We start from the raw sequence: 15,216 nt of genomic DNA, 5'->3' as shown, positions 1-15,216 counted from the left end.
ACAGGATCAGGTACAGTCTGCTCAACTATCGTCAGCTGTGACCCACCATGCCCTTCCTCGCCCGCACTCACCCTCGCCTCTCATCCGCAGCCGCACTGGGACTTGCCGTGGGCATTCTGGTACCCGCTGACAGCCTCACGAGCAAAGTCCTCATCGGCTGGAACGCCGGGGTCTGGACCTACCTGATACTGATGCTGTGGCTGACCGTTCGCGCCAAGGCCGAGGACGTCAAGCGCATCGCCGAGATCGAAGACGAGAACGCCGGGCTGGTGTTGTTCATGGTATGCATCGCCGCCATCGCCAGCCTGGCGACTATCACCTTCGAACTGGTGGGCAGCAAGGACCTGGCCAGCTCCGAGCGCTTGTTGCACTACGGTTTTACCGGCTTGACGGTGATCGGCTCTTGGCTGCTGATCGGGGTGATTTTCAGCGTGCACTACGCCAGGCTCTATTACACCTGGCAGGGCAAGGAGCCGGCACTGCGCTTTGCCGAAGGCTTGCTCACCCCCAATTACTGGGATTTCCTGTATTTCTCCTTCACCATCGGCGTGGCCGTGCAGACCTCGGATGTGGGCGTCGCTACCCGTAGCCTGCGCAAGGTAGTGCTGGGGCACTCATTGATCGGTTTTCTGTTCAACACGGCAATTCTGGGCTTTTCGATCAACATCGCCGCCGGTTTGTTTGGCTAGACTGCACAAATCTTCTAGACGCCCTCCCCGTTGTCGGCGCCAATTGCACACACTACATTCAGCCTCGGTGTTGTATGCCCGCGCACAATTGGATTGACCTGTCCCAGGACGCCGACACCGGCATCGAGACCCTGCGCGCGCATTTCGAGGGCCATGCCTACGACCCCCATTGGCACGACAGCTATCTGGTGGGCGTCACCGAACAAGGCGTGCAGCAATTCAACTGCCGGCGCACGCGACATGACAGCGTGCCGGGCCAGGTGTTTCTGCTGGAGCCTGGTGAGATCCACGATGGCCATGCGCCTACTGTTGATGGCTTCACTTACCGCATGCTCTACCTCGACCCGCATTGGCTGGAGCGGGAGATCTGCAGCGTATTCGAGGAAGCGCCCGCTCACCATCAGTTGAGCTTCGCGTGCACCCTGGCCAACGACCCACGCCTGGCCCTGGCCACCAGCCAGGCATTTCACAGCTTGCACCACGGCGAACTGCGGATCGTGCGGCAAAGTGCCCTGGACCAATTGCTGGAACGCCTGACCGGCCAGCTCTACTGGCGCATGCGCTACCGCGACGATCCCCGTTTACCGCGGGTGGCCCACAAGGCACGGGACTACCTGCACGCCCACCTGCATCAGGACGTGGGCATGGACGAGTTGGCCCTGGCGTGCGGTGTCGATCGCTTTCGCCTGAGTCGCGCCTTCAAGAGCGCCTTCGGCCTGGCGCCCCACGCTTACCTGGTGCAGCTGCGGCTGGCCCGCGCCCGGCGTTTGTTGGCCAAAGGCGAGCAGCCGGCAGCGGTGGCGATGGCCCTGGGCTTCGCCGATCAAAGCCACTTGGGCCGCTGGTTCGTGCGTGCCTACGGCCTGACACCCGCCGCCTATCGCAAGCGCTGCTCAAATCTTCCAGACAGTTGACCGCAGGGCTTGTGAAGATCGACTCCATCGATTGGTTCATCGGAGTCTCCCCGCCATGCAGTCCACCTTGTTCCCTTTCATGCTGTTTGCATTCGTCGCCTCCATTACACCCGGGCCCACCAATATCCTGGTGCTGAGCAACAGCGCCCGTTACGGTTTCAAGGCTGCGCTGCCGATCATTTTCGGTGCCTGCGCGGGAGCTGCGGGGATCGTGCTGCTGGTGGGCTGCGGGATCGGCCAGTCGCTGGTGCAAACGCCCAAGGTGCAAACCGCGATGCAATGGGTCGGCGTAGCCTGGCTGAGTGTTCTGGCCTGGCGAATCTTCAGCGCCCCGGCTCAAGCCATCCAGGCCGATGCCAGGCAGCAACCCTTGGGCCTGTCCGGTGCCGCGGCGCTGCAATTGGTCAACCCTAAGACCTGGGTGATGGCGCTGGCAGTGGTGAGCGTATTTGCGGGTACTGGCGCGCAGCGCGAGAGCCAGGTGATGTACCTGTCTTTGGTGTTTTTTCTGATTTCACTTCCCTGTCTGGGTCTGTGGGCACTGCTGGGCTCGGGTTCAGCCCGGATACTGCGGTCGGCCCAAGCCATGCAATGGTTCAATCGCGCGATGGCGCTGGTTCTGCTGGCTGCAACCTGGGTGAGCGTGTTTCGCTGAATACCCGGTCATCCGGTCACGTCCTACAATTTCTTGACGACTTTCCTACTTTAATGGTTTCCTGAAACCGGTTTCAGTCATTCCAATAAGAACAGAAGGTCAATGGCCGTGAACAACTTTTCCGCTGCCCAGCGCAGCCGCGTGACCATGCTCGATGTCGCCGAGCGCGCTGGCGTGTCCAAGGCCAGCGTCTCGCGCTTCATCGGCGATGACCGTGCCCTGCTCTCCGATGCCATCGCCCTGCGTATCGAACAGGCTATCGACGAACTCGGCTATCGCCCCAACCAGATGGCCCGCGGCCTTAAGCGTGGGCGTACGCGCCTGATCGGTATGCTGGTAGCTGATATCCGCAACCCCTATTCCATTGCCGTGATGCACGGCGTCGAAACCGCCTGCCGCCAGCACGGCTACAGCCTGGTGGTGTGCAACACCGACCGCGATGACGAACAGGAGCGCCAGCACTTGGCGGCGCTGCGCTCGTACAACATCGAAGGGCTTATCGTGAACACCCTCGGCCACCACCTCGACCAACTGCTGGAACTGCAACGGGAAATGCCGCTGGTGCTGGTCGACCGCAAGGTCGAACCCTTGCACAGCGACCTGGTGGGCCTGGATAACCCGGCGGCGGTACGTATCGCGGTGGAACATCTTGAACAGCAGGGCTACCGCAATGTGCTGCTGGTGAGCGAGACCACCGATGGCACCAGCTCACGTTTGGAGCGCCTGGAGAGTTTCAAGGCCGAGCTTGCCCGGCGCTCAGGCTTGACCGGTGCCGTGGTTGAATTGGATGACGAACTGGAAAGCCGCCTGCAGACCTTTCTGGCCAAGCCCGGCTCCAAGGCGCTTTTTTGCGCCAACGGTATTGCTGCGCTGGCCTGCACGCGCGCGCTCAAGGCATTGGGCTGCGAGCTGTTCAACGATGTCGGTCTGATCGCCCTGGATGATCTGGATTGGTACCCGCTGGTGGGCAACGGCATCACCGCCCTCGCCCAGCCGACACAGGCGATTGGCGCCAGCGCCTTCGACTGCTTGCTCAAGCGCCTGCGCGGCGACACGGCACCAGCCCGCACCCTGGATTTCTTGCCCGAGCTGATTATCCGCGGCTCCACCCAGCTCCCTGTGGGAGGGGGCTTGCTCCCGATGGCGGCATGTCCGTCAGCTTATCTTTAGCTGACCCACTGCTATCGGGAGCAAGCCCCCTCCCACATTTGTTCTGCGCATGAAAATGAAACCGGTTTCAGAGGTAAACAACAATGCATAAATACCCCGTCTCCATCAGTCTTTCCAGCTACGGCGCCGAGCTTGTGCGCCAGCAGGGCCAATTGAGTTTTGTCGCGTTGCTCAGCGCCGCCGGCGCCCGGCGCATCGAATGGCGTGAAGAACTGCTGACCAATGAACACCCCGCCACTTTGGCCCAGGCCGCCGCCGAGCAGGGCCTGGACAGCGTGTTTTCGTCGCCCCTGGAACTCTGGGTCGCCGGCCGGGCCCAGCCCAATGCCGAACTTGCCGCAACCCTGGACCGTGCCCAGGCGTTCGGATCGGGTTGGCTGAAAGTCTCCCTCGGCTACTTCACCGACACCAACGACCTTGAACGCTTGCACGCCCTGCTCAATCGCCACCCGGTCAGGCTGCTGGTGGAAAACGACCAGACCCTGCACGGCGGGCGCATCGAACCGATGCAGCGGTTTTTCACCGAAGTCGAACGCCTGGGCCTGCCGGTGAAGATGACTTTCGACATCGGCAACTGGCAGTGGCAGGACCAATCCGCGCTCACCGCCGCACGCCTGCTGGGCCGGCATGTGGATTACCTGCACTGCAAGGCCGTGGCCCGTCGCCCGGACGGTAAGCTGGTGGCTTTGCCGCCCGGCGCCACCGACCTGCATCTGTGGGAACAACTGCTCAAGCACATGACTCAAGGTATTACCCGGGCGGTGGAATTTCCGTTGCAGGGCGATGACTTGATCAAGGTCACCGCGCAGCAGGTCGCCACCCTCGCCCACCTTGGCCAACCCCATGTGGAGAACGCCCATGTCTGAGATCGATATCCTGTCGTTTGGTGAAACCATGGCGATGTTTGTCGCCGAGCAGACCGGCGATCTGGCCCAGGTCGGGCAGTTCCACAAGCGCATTGCCGGTGCCGACAGCAATGTCGCCATTGGTTTGTCGCGCCTGGGGTTCAACGTCGCCTGGCTGAGCCGAGTGGGTAACGACTCCCTTGGGCGTTTTGTGGTCGAGACGCTGAGCAAGGAGGGGCTCGATTGCCGTCATGTAGCGGTCGATCCGCTGCACCCCACCGGTTTTCAGCTCAAGTCCCGTGAAGAAGCCGGCGCAGATCCCCAGGTGGAGTACTTCCGCAGAGGCTCGGCGGCCAGTCATTTGTCCATCGCCGATATCAGCCCCGCGCTGCTTCAAGCCCGTCATCTGCACGCCACCGGGATTCCACCGGCATTGTCGGATGCCACCCGTGAACTGTCCTTCGAGCTGATGACGCAGATGCGCAAGGCCGGACGCAGCGTGTCGTTCGACCCGAACCTGCGCCCCTCCCTATGGGCCAGCCAGGCGCAGATGATCCGCGACATCAACGCCCTCGCCGGCCTGGCCGACTGGGTATTGCCCGGCCTGAGTGAGGGTCGCCTGCTCACCGGCTTCGACGACCCTGCCGACATCGCCGCGTTCTACCTCGACCAGGGCGCCGAAGCCGTGGCGATCAAGCTCGGTCCCGACGGCGCCTATTACCGCACCCACATGGACCAGGGTTTTGTCGCGGCAGTAAAGGTGGAGACAGTGGTGGACACCGTCGGCGCCGGCGATGGTTTTGCCGTGGGCATGATCAGCGCCCTGCTGGAAAACTCAAGCTTTCCCGAGGCGGTGCAGCGCGGTAACTGGATCGGCAGCCGCGCCGTGCAGAGTCGTGGCGATATGGAAGGCTTGCCCAGCCGCAGCGAACTGCCCACACGATCCGTTGCTTGACCCATTACCTGTTGCCACAACTACAACAAGCTCAGGAGCAACCCCATGGAAACCGTGAAACTCGCCACCCGCCGCTGGTGGTACATCATGCCCATCGTGTTTATCACCTACAGCCTGGCCTACCTGGACCGTGCCAACTACGGCTTTGCCGCCGCCTCCGGGATGGCCGAAGACCTGATGATCACACCGGGCATGTCATCGCTGCTCGGTGCACTGTTTTTTCTTGGCTACTTTTTCTTCCAGGTACCCGGGGCGATCTATGCGCAGAAGCGCAGCGTCAAGAAACTGATCTTCGTCAGCCTGATCCTCTGGGGCGGCCTGGCGACCCTGACCGGCGTAGTATCCAACGCCTATATGCTGATCGCCATCCGCTTCATGCTCGGGGTCGTCGAAGCGGCGGTGATGCCGGCAATGCTGGTGTACCTGTGCCACTGGTTCACCCGTGCAGAACGCTCGCGGGCCAATACCTTCCTGATCCTCGGCAACCCGGTGACCATGCTGTGGATGTCGGTGGTGTCGGGCTACCTGGTGCAGCATTTCAGCTGGCGCTGGATGTTTATCATCGAAGGCCTGCCGGCGGTGTTGTGGGCGTTTATCTGGTGGAAACTGGCGGATGAGAAACCCGCCGACGCCAAGTGGCTCAGTGAACAGCATAAAAAAGACCTGGAAACCGCCCTCGCCGCCGAACAGGTCGGTATCAAGGCGGTGAAGAACTACGCCGAGGCGTTCCGCTCTCCCAAGGTGATCATCCTCGCCCTGCAATTCTTCTGCTGGAGCATCGGCGTGTATGGCTTTGTGCTGTGGCTGCCGTCGATCCTCAAGGCCGGCTTGCAAATGGACATGGTCGAAGCCGGCTGGCTCTCGGCGCTGCCGTACCTGGCAGCGGTGATCGGCATGCTGGTGGTGTCCTGGGGCTCGGACAAACTGCAAAAACGTAAGCGCTTTGTGTGGCCGCCGTTGCTGATTGCGTCCATTGCCTTCTATGCGTCCTACGTGTTGGGCGCCGAACATTTCTGGTGGTCCTACACCCTCCTGGTGATCGCCGGGGCGTGCATGTATGCACCCTATGGCCCGTTTTTCGCCATCGTCCCGGAAATCCTGCCAGCCAACGTCGCCGGCGGCGCCATGGCGCTGATCAACAGCATGGGCGCGCTGGGCTCGTTCGGCGGCTCGTATTTGGTGGGCTACCTCAACAGCAGCACCGGTTCTCCCGGCGCTTCGTACCTGTTGATGAGCGGCGCGCTGTTGCTGTCGGTGGTGCTGACGATTTTCCTCAAGCCCGGCGCCAGTGACCGCTCGCCGGCGCCAACCCTGGAGTTGAAGGTAAAAACCTCATGAAAAAGTCCGTTGTGTTGTACAAGAAACTCTCCGCGCCACTGATGGCCCGCCTGCATGAGCAGGCCGAGGTCACGCTGATCGATGCACTGGATGGGACCGGCCTGGCCAAACTGCGCGATGCGCTGCCCAGCGCCCATGGTCTGTTGGGTGCAAGCCTGCGCCTGGACGCCCAGTTGCTCGACCTGGCACCCAGGCTGGAGGCAGTCGCCAGCGTATCCGTGGGCGTCGACAACTACGACATCGATTATTTGACCCAACGCGGCATCCTGCTCAGCAACACCCCGGATGTGCTCACCGAAACCACCGCCGACACCGGCTTTGCGCTGATCATGGCGACTGCCCGGCGTGTGGTCGAGCTGGCCGACATGGTGCGTGCCGGCCAGTGGAACAAGAACATCGGCCCGGCCCACTTCGGCAGCGATGTGCATGGCAAGACATTGGGCATCATCGGCATGGGCCGCATCGGCGAAGCCTTGGCCCAGCGCGGTCATTTTGGCTTCGGCATGCCAGTGATCTACCACAGCCATTCGCCCAAACCGGCGGTGGAGGCGCGCTTTGGCGCGCAGTACCGAAGTCTCCAGGACTTGCTCAAAGAGGCGGATTTTGTCTGCCTGACCCTGCCGCTGACCGCTGAAACCGAGAAGTTGATTGGCACGGAAGAATTCGCGCTGATGGGGCCGGAGAAGATCTTTATCAATATCTCCCGGGGCAAGGTGGTGGACGAGGCTGCGCTGGTCGAAGCGTTGCAGCAACGCACCATCCGGGCGGCGGGGTTGGATGTGTTCGAGAAAGAACCGCTCAGCCACGATTCACCGTTGCTGCGTTTGAACAACGTGGTGGCGACGCCGCATATCGGCTCGGCCACCCATGAGACGCGGGAGGCGATGGCCAAGTGTGCGGTGGATAATCTGCTGCAGGCCTTGTCGGGTGAGCGGCCGCAAAACCTGGTGAACGCAGCTGTCTGGAAACAGTGAACCCATGTGGGAGGGGCGGTGCGACGATTCGACTTGCCCCCGATGGCGGTGGGTCAGCCAGCTTATCTGTCACTGCCCCACTGCCATCGAGGGCAAGCCCTCTCCCACATTTGCCCTGCGTCGCCTGATCGATATGGCCTAACCGCGCACTGGTTTGCCTTTGCCCAAACCCACTGACACACCATGCCCCCTGTGGGAGGGAACCCACTCCCACATTCGACCGCGTTTCAAATCAGGTCAGATTACAAACCGCGCCACCATCCCATTCAAATCCACCGCCAACCTCGACAACTCATGGCTGGCCGCGCTGGTCTGGTTGGCGCCCGCCGCCGACTGGGTGGCCAGGTCGCGGATGTTGACGAGGTTGCGGTCCACTTCGCGGGAGACCTGGGCTTGTTCTTCCGAGGCGCTGGCGATGACCAGGTTGCGTTCGTTGATCAGGCTGATGGACTGGGTGATCTGCTCCAGGGCCACGCCGGCAGCACGGGCCATTTCCAGGGTGGCCTGGGTGCGTTGGTTGCTTTGCTGCATGGACTGCACGGCTTCACCGGTGCCGTTCTGGATGCCGGCAACCATCTTTTCGATTTCCTGGGTCGATTGCGCGGTGCGATGGGCCAGGGCCCGCACTTCATCGGCAACCACCGCAAAGCCGCGCCCGGCCTCACCCGCGCGGGCGGCTTCAATCGCGGCGTTGAGTGCCAGCAGGTTGGTCTGTTCGGCAATCGCCCGGATCACGTCGAGGACCTTGCCGATATCCCGACCTTGAGTCGCCAGGCCTTCGATCATCACGGCGGTGTTTTGCACATCCTGGGTCATGGTCTGGATCGCACCGACGGTGTCCATCACCCGGTCGCGGCCTTCGCGCGCCGCCTGGTTGGACTGCCCGGAGGCCTCCGAGGTGGAGACAGCATTACGCGCCACTTCTTCTACCGCTGCGGTCATCTCGTTGACCGCCGTGGCGGCCTGGTCGATCTCATTGTTCTGTTGCTGCAGGCCGCGGGAGGCTTCCTCGGTGACGGCGCTCAACTCTTCCGCCGCTGACGCCAGCTGCGTGGCCGAGCCGGCGATATGCTGGATGGTCTGGCGCAGGTTGGCCTGCATGCTCGACAAGGCAATGAGCAAGCGCGCAGGTTCATCCCTGCCATCGTCCGCGAAGGTTTTGCTGAGGTTGCCGGCGGCAATGGTTTCGGCAACTTCCACGGCTTTACGCAATGGCGTGACGATGCTGCGGGTCAGCAGCCAGGCCAACAGCACCGTGAGCAATGCGGCCACCACCGACACCGCAACCACGCCGGTGATTGCGCCCTCGTAACTTTGCCCAGCCGCCGCGTCAGCGGTCTTCGCATCGGCGGCATTGAGGGCGATCAGCTTGTTCAACTGCTCACCCATCTGGTCGGTGCCGTCCTTGATGCGACTGTTGATCAGCGTGCGCATTTCATCGACCTTGCCTTGCTTGGATAGCACCAGCATGTCGGCCTGGGCCTTGAGGTAATTATCCAGCGTGACGCTGAAGGTCTTGTACACCGCCGCCTCTTCTATGCCCATCGGTAACTGGGCGTAATGGGCCTGGGCAGCCTTGACCTTGTCGGTCAGCACGCCGATGCGGGTTTCGGCTTCCTGCAGGGCAGCCGGTTCTCGATTGACCAATACCCGGAACGACAGGATGCGCATGCGCAGTACGTTTTCAGTGATGTTGCCCAGGGACGTAACGCTGGGCAACTGGGTCGCGCTCATGTCCACGGAAGACTGCCGGATCTGCGTCATGCGGCTGACCGCAAACACCCCCAGGATGACCACCAACACTGCAATAAAGGCAAAACCGAGAAACGCTCGAGGGGCGATATTCAGATGACGAAGGGACATAGGGCTGCTCTCAGAAGTAGTGTTTGCGAGCATCCCTGCCGCGAAACGATCCGTCAGCGTCAACGCACTGCCAGACCTTGGTCACCACTGTTGTCGTTGTAATGTGGGCCTATATTCACTATCGGCCGGGGCCGGGGTTTTGCGCAGGGGCTTTATTAATATTTTTTTACACTTCTGACGGCTGGCGGTTTCTGGCATTCTTCGCCTCCATTTTCCGACCCGAGCCATCATTTTGTCTGACGCTCAAGCCCCCCGCCCGCGCTATAAATCCGATCTGATCTATGGCCTGGAAGACCGCCCGCACTTCACCGCCGCGATATTTGCCGCCCTGCAGCACGTCTTGGCCAGTTTCGTCGGCATCATCACCCCGACCCTGATCGTCGGCGGCGTACTCGGCCTGGAAAGCGAGGTGCCCTATCTGGTGAGCATGGCGTTGTTTGTCTCGGGGCTCGGCACCTTCGTGCAGGCGCGTACATTCGGGCCGGTGGGCTCGGGCCTGTTGTGCCTGCAAGGCACCAGTTTTTCGTTTATCAGCGTGATTCTCAGCGCCGGCTTCATGGTCAAGGCCCGGGGCGGCGGCACCGATGAAATCCTGTCGACGATCTTTGGCATTTGCTTTTTCGCTGCGTTTATCGAGGTGGTGCTGAGCCAATTTATCGGTAAGCTGCGCAAGCTGATTACCCCGGTGGTCACCGGCACCATCATTACCCTGATGGGTCTGTCGCTGATCAAGGTGGCCGTCACCGACATGGCCGGTGGCTATGGCGCCGGCGACCTCGGCGCCGCGGGCAATATGGGCCTGGCGGCGCTGGTGCTGCTGACCATTGTGGTTCTCAATCGGTTCAGCAACCCTTTCCTGCGCCTGGGTTCAATCGTGATCGGCCTGAGCCTGGGTTTCTTCGTCGCGTGGTGGCTGGGCCGGGTCGACATGGCCACCCTGCCCCAGGTGCCACTGATCAGCGTGCCGGTGCCGTTCAAGTACGGTTTCTCGTTCGATTGGGTGGCGTTTATCCCGGTGGCGGTGATCTTCCTGATTTCGCCCCTGGAAGCCGCCGGTGACCTGACTGCCAACTCGATGATTTCCCAGCAACCGGTCAAGGGCCCGCTGTATATCAAGCGCATCAAGTCCGGCCTGCTGGCCGACGGCCTCAACTCGGCGATGGCTGCTACTTTCAACAGCCTGCCGATGGTGACCTTCGCCCAGAACAATGGCGTGATCCAATTGACCGGCGTGGCCAGCCGCTACGTGGCGTATTTTATCGCCGGCCTGCTGGTACTGCTGGGGCTGTTCCCGATGATCGGCGCGGTGCTGCAACTGATGCCCAAGCCGGTACTGGGCGGCGCCACCCTGATCATGTTCGGCACCGTGGCCGTGGCCGGGATCAAGATCCTCGCCGAAGCCGGCCTGCACCGGCGCAATGTACTGATCGTGGCAATCTCCCTGGGCATGGGCCTGGGCGTTGCCGCCGTACCGGAAGTACTGCGCGACCTGCCCAAGGCGCTGCACAACATCTTCGAGTCGCCGATCACCGTGGGCGCGTTCTGTGCAATCCTGCTGAACATTTTCCTGCCCGAAGAGTTCATAGAGCTGGAAGAAGATGAATTCGATCCGGAGTCCTCTACCCTCAAGGTCATGCAAGACCCGGACGTCACCAAGCAATAGGAGCACCTTTCATATGCGCAAGCTCATGGTTCTATCGCTGTTGCTGCTGACCTTGAGCGCCTGCGCGCTGTTCCCCAACCGGGACCCGGTCAATATCAACGTCGTGGGCATCGAGCCGCTGCAAAGCCAGGACCTGGAAGTACGCTTCGCGGTGAAGCTGCGGGTGCAGAACCCCAATGAAACCGCGATCGACTACAACGGTGTGGCCCTGGACCTGGAGGTCAATGGCCGGCCGTTGGCCTCAGGCGTGAGTGACCAGGCCGGCAGCATCCCACGTTTCTCCGAAACGGTGCTGATGGTGCCGGTCAGCGTTTCGGCGTTTTCGGTGTTGCGCCAGACCCTGGGCCTGAGCCAGACCCAAAGCCTGAATAACCTGCCCTACGTGCTGCGTGGCAAACTGGCGGGTGGATTGTTCGGTACCATGCGTTTTGTTGAGCGCGGCACCCTGGACTTGCCCAACACCGCCACGTGGTAAGGCTCATGCAACCGACGCTGCTGTCGCGGTGGCGCTCCCACGGAAGACCTGGAAAATCACCCATGAAGAATGGCTGAAAACCAGATCCTTCAAATGCTGAAGATCTACTGTGGGAGGGGGCTTGCCCCCGATTGCGGCCTGACAGCCGACCAGGATGTTGGATCAGACCAAGTACATATCCGTTATTTACGTAACGGCGTCTATGGGTTCCGCCCTTACGGCGGGTCACTTTGCAAAAGCGGCAAAGTAACCAAAACGCTCTTGCCCCACCACTCGGCACCTCGCCTAGGCTCGGTGTGCCCGTAATCCGCCATGGATTTGGGGGGCCGCCGCCACGCGCCATCCATGGCGCGGGGCGGCTAAACCGGCATCCCTGCCGGTTTACCCCCCAAATCCCTGTCGAATTCCGGCCAGCGTGGTTTAACGGGGCGCCTAAGATCAAGATCAAAAGCAGATCAAGATCAAGAGCGGCTCGCTTCGCATCGTGGTTACTGACGGTCGCTACGTCAGAGTTGTGTAGATACCCGTGCCCCCGATGAGGGAGTGTCAGTAAATACATTTGGAGCTGACACACCGCCATCGCGGGCATGCCCCCTCCCTCATTTTTTACAGCGTTCAGTCAGTGATGAAGCGAACGCCGGGCTTGGCGCGCTCGTCCACGGTCAGTTCAAAAATATCCGGTCGGGCGTAGTGCCCCGCCACGTCATAGTCATAGCGTGCCCGCACCAGATCATCCGTATCGATCCGCGCCGTCAACAACCCCGCCTGCCCCAGCAATGGCCCGGCCAGAATGTCACCCATGGGCCCGACAATCACGCTGCCGCCGGCAATCAACGGGCGATCTGCAGGCCAGTTGGCAACCTCGACACCCAGCGCCTCTGGCGATGCCTGCACCTGGCAGGCACTCACGACAAAACAGCGCCCTTCATGGGCGACATGGCGCATGCTCACCTGCCACATCTCGCGCTCGTCCACCGTGGGCGCACACCACACTTGCACCCCTTTGGCGTACATGGCGGTACGCAGCAGCGGCATCATGTTTTCCCAGCACACTGCGCCGCCGATACGTCCAACTGCCGCGTCGATCACCGGCAGCGTCGATCCATCGCCTTTGCCCCAGATCAGCCGTTCGGTACCGGTCGGCATCAACTTGCGATGCTTGGCAACCAGGCCGCCCGCCGGTTCGAAATACAACACTGTGCAATACAACGTGCTGCCACTGCGCTCGATCACCCCGAGCACCAGGCTGGCACCGGTACGCGCCGACAACCCGGCCAGTGCCTCGGTCTCCACGCCCGGCACGTCGATGGCATTGGCAAAATACCGCGCAAAGGCTTCACGCCCTTCGGGCAGGCGATAACCCAATTGCGTACCGAAGCTTTCGCCCTTGGGATAGCCGCCCAACAGCGCCTCGGGCATGACCACCAACTGTGCGCCACTGCGCACAATCTCATCTTCAAAAGTCAGGATCTGCGCGAGGGTTTCAGCCTTGCCACTGGGCAAGGAACCGATTTGCAAGGCAGCGACGATAGAAACAGGCATCAGGATCACTCCAATAGTGGGGGTTGCCCATTCTCCAGCCAGGTTCGATCATGAATAAAGCCCACTCCAGTGCTAAATGATATGAGCCAAATGAATATCGCCCAGGTCGACCTTAATCTGCTGAAAACCTTCGAAGCCCTGCATGACGAGCCCGCACCGACAGCATTCTTGGACTATTTGCCCCATTTTGAGCTATAAGAACTGTCTTAGCGACACAAAGCCTGGACTTTTTGTAGTGTTAGGACAGAGTTCGTGTAATTTTCGTCGGATGCGTCACAAAGAATGGACTTTTAGTCGTTAGTACCTTCGCTGCGGCTGGGGTACCCGGATGTGAAGATCGAAGTTTCAGAGAAGTAAAATCTAAATTGCGGAATTGTTCCCGCGTTTGGATATTTTCTTCGTGCTACTGAAGCTTCCTGAGATTCAGACACGATTTATACGGTTATCTAGTGACGCTGTTATAGCAGTTGGGCGAGCTACCGGCCTGCTCAATCTGAGTCAACCCGACCTTCAGCTTTGATTCGACAAATTGGCTTTAGCACTATCGATCCGTCGACCAACTCGATGCTTAAGAAATCACCCAAACCGACGCCCATGGCCGCTAGTATATCCGGTGTGAGATCTATGACGATGTCCCCGCTGCTATCACCTGGATCCCGGCATATCAAAGTAGTTGGCAATGCATCACTCATTGGGTGCTAGCTCCGTTCTCGATCGAAATATTTCAGACGATATCGTACACCGATATGTGCAGAGGTTTCCCGCTTCACCGTAATACCACCGTTGGACCTTCTGGGAGACGTGCTGCAATGGGCTTTGACATTATAAAACCCGCATTTCATCGGGATTTCTCACACTCTACGCCCAGTACTCCTCAAGACTTTGAGTGCATGAAGGAGTGCTCGCTCTACCTACGGCTGCTGCTAGACGACCGCCACGTCAGTCGCTCGAAGCTGGTCAGCTGAGGACTAATGACTGCCCTCCTCCTTCGGCCCGATTTCCGCCTTTGAGGATTGTCGGAAACTGCTGTGGATCTGAAATCATTACCTTGGTCGACCCTCGGGTGCGATAAGACAACGTTGCTGAACATGACTGCAGGGCCGCTCGAGGTCGGGTTCATTACGACGGAGCCGAAGTCAAAGGCGTCAATACCCTCGTTAGCTAGGCATACGGATCATGCCCGTTGAGCCGCGCCGACTGGATCAAGCTCAAGATCGCCGTAGCCCCGTTTTCCGCTGCTTAGCGATCCGGTGGAGAGCCAGTTATTGCGAGGACGGAGGCTGAGGGGATGATCCGTGGGGGATCTAGGTGATCCAGAATGTGGCAGCAGGGTTGACATAGCAACTATTTCATCTGCGCCTAGGGCTGAACCATAGAGTGATTAAAGATATCTTCAGATCGCCCCTCTTCTGATGAAAGTCAGATGGTTCAGTGCCAGGCAACAGCGTCCTGCCCCGTGGAACGCATGCATCGACGGCTGAGAATCCCGCCTAGTGCAGGATTCGTCCTTTCTGGACCTTCAGCTATCCGGAAGTAAATTGTTCCGAGATGCGGGCCGGGCACTGTTGGAATCAAAAACGGAACGTTCAGGGTGATGGAGCCGTTGAAGCAGTTTCATCGCCCCGCAGGCACCCATTCGCTGTCATGGCAGGCCCAGTATTAAGGCTGGGAGCTGCAGTGCTCCCCCGAGTCGACCCAGTTTGGCTCCATCCTTCGGTGATGACCGTAAGGGCAGCGCTGCAGTGCTGAAGGTGGCTACCGACGGAATTATCCGAATATATCCTGCTGACTATAATTTATAGTCAGCAGGATATATTCGGATATTCACCAAAATCTGCACCACTATCGGAGCCAATTTGCTTCTCTTCCGTTCATGTATGCCCGCACAGGAAGGCTGCGACGTCTGCATGCAGCATTTGGACATAAAATATAGCCTGCGTAATTTCGTTAGTAACCGCTCGATGGCTGCATATCCACTTCGAAAATCGCTTGGAGTGTGAGATTGACAGGCATTTGAACAACGCGGTCTCGAATACAAGGAATCCCCAATGAACGAAGCTTTCCGTTCTTTTTGGGAATCCATACCCCCCGCAGGGGCTGAGGTCGATATCCACCCGATTTCAGCTCCTCACC

The 15,216-nt window shown here is 60.1% G+C and carries 12 protein-coding genes and 1 pseudogene; 10 read left to right on the top strand and 3 right to left on the bottom strand.

Going from position 1 to position 15,216, the window contains the following annotated elements:
* Window positions 1–47: 47 nt before the first annotated feature.
* From KVH01_RS19250 to KVH01_RS19215, 8 genes are all read left to right on the top strand, one after another.
* A complete protein-coding gene (locus KVH01_RS19250) occupies window positions 48–689 on the top strand; it encodes a DUF1345 domain-containing protein (protein ID WP_217882486.1) in 642 nt (213 codons plus the stop codon).
* A 74-nt stretch (window positions 690–763) separates the two neighbouring features.
* On the top strand, window positions 764–1,603 hold the full coding sequence (locus tag KVH01_RS19245) for an AraC family transcriptional regulator (RefSeq protein ID WP_217882485.1): 840 nt from the start codon (window positions 764–766) through the stop codon (window positions 1,601–1,603).
* Between the two features lie 55 nt (window positions 1,604–1,658).
* Window positions 1,659–2,258: a LysE family translocator gene (locus KVH01_RS19240; RefSeq protein ID WP_217882484.1), complete on the top strand. Its 600-nt coding sequence runs from the start codon at window positions 1,659–1,661 to the stop codon at window positions 2,256–2,258.
* Between the two features lie 108 nt (window positions 2,259–2,366).
* Window positions 2,367–3,428 carry a LacI family DNA-binding transcriptional regulator gene (locus KVH01_RS19235; RefSeq protein ID WP_318836582.1) on the top strand — a complete coding sequence of 354 codons (1,062 nt, stop codon included), beginning with the start codon at window positions 2,367–2,369 and terminating at the stop codon, window positions 3,426–3,428.
* An 83-nt stretch (window positions 3,429–3,511) separates the two neighbouring features.
* A complete protein-coding gene (locus KVH01_RS19230) occupies window positions 3,512–4,294 on the top strand; it encodes a sugar phosphate isomerase/epimerase family protein (protein ID WP_217882482.1) in 783 nt (260 codons plus the stop codon).
* A complete protein-coding gene (locus KVH01_RS19225; RefSeq protein WP_217882481.1) occupies window positions 4,287–5,228 on the top strand; it encodes a sugar kinase in 942 nt (313 codons plus the stop codon). Before KVH01_RS19230 ends, KVH01_RS19225 begins: the two co-directional genes overlap by 8 nt.
* 45 nt (window positions 5,229–5,273) lie before the next feature.
* The gene (locus KVH01_RS19220; RefSeq protein ID WP_046067923.1) at window positions 5,274–6,566 is read left to right on the top strand and encodes an MFS transporter; all 1,293 of its coding nucleotides are present in this window, start codon (window positions 5,274–5,276) and stop codon (window positions 6,564–6,566) included.
* Window positions 6,563–7,540, top strand: a complete 978-nt coding sequence (locus KVH01_RS19215) for a 2-hydroxyacid dehydrogenase (protein ID WP_217882480.1) — start codon at window positions 6,563–6,565, stop codon at window positions 7,538–7,540. Before KVH01_RS19220 ends, KVH01_RS19215 begins: the two co-directional genes overlap by 4 nt.
* Before the next feature lie 237 nt (window positions 7,541–7,777).
* On the opposite strand, the gene KVH01_RS19210 is transcribed toward KVH01_RS19215, so the two are convergent.
* Entirely contained in the window at window positions 7,778–9,403 is a 1,626-nt protein-coding gene (locus tag KVH01_RS19210) for a methyl-accepting chemotaxis protein (protein ID WP_217882479.1), read from the bottom strand.
* A gap of 232 nt (window positions 9,404–9,635) precedes the next feature.
* Here KVH01_RS19210 and KVH01_RS19205 point away from each other — a divergent pair, with 232 nt between their 5' ends.
* A complete protein-coding gene (locus KVH01_RS19205; RefSeq protein WP_217882478.1) occupies window positions 9,636–11,066 on the top strand; it encodes a nucleobase:cation symporter-2 family protein in 1,431 nt (476 codons plus the stop codon).
* A 13-nt stretch (window positions 11,067–11,079) separates the two neighbouring features.
* Window positions 11,080–11,541 carry an LEA type 2 family protein gene (locus tag KVH01_RS19200; RefSeq protein WP_043050713.1) on the top strand — a complete coding sequence of 154 codons (462 nt, stop codon included), beginning with the start codon at window positions 11,080–11,082 and terminating at the stop codon, window positions 11,539–11,541.
* Window positions 11,542–12,156: 615 nt separating this feature from the next.
* Here the strand turns inward: KVH01_RS19200 and KVH01_RS19195 are convergent.
* Entirely contained in the window at window positions 12,157–13,083 is a 927-nt protein-coding gene (locus KVH01_RS19195) for a carbon-nitrogen hydrolase family protein (RefSeq protein ID WP_217882477.1), read from the bottom strand.
* Between the two features lie 1,947 nt (window positions 13,084–15,030).
* Window positions 15,031–15,216, bottom strand: a pseudogene (locus tag KVH01_RS19190) (group II intron reverse transcriptase/maturase); the annotation flags it as partial.

The organism is Pseudomonas khavaziana (assembly GCF_019145205.1).
GTDB classification, from domain to species: domain Bacteria; phylum Pseudomonadota; class Gammaproteobacteria; order Pseudomonadales; family Pseudomonadaceae; genus Aquipseudomonas; species Aquipseudomonas khavaziana.
Note: the sequence above shows the minus strand (reverse complement) of the source record. Positions and strands in the feature narration are given on the sequence as shown.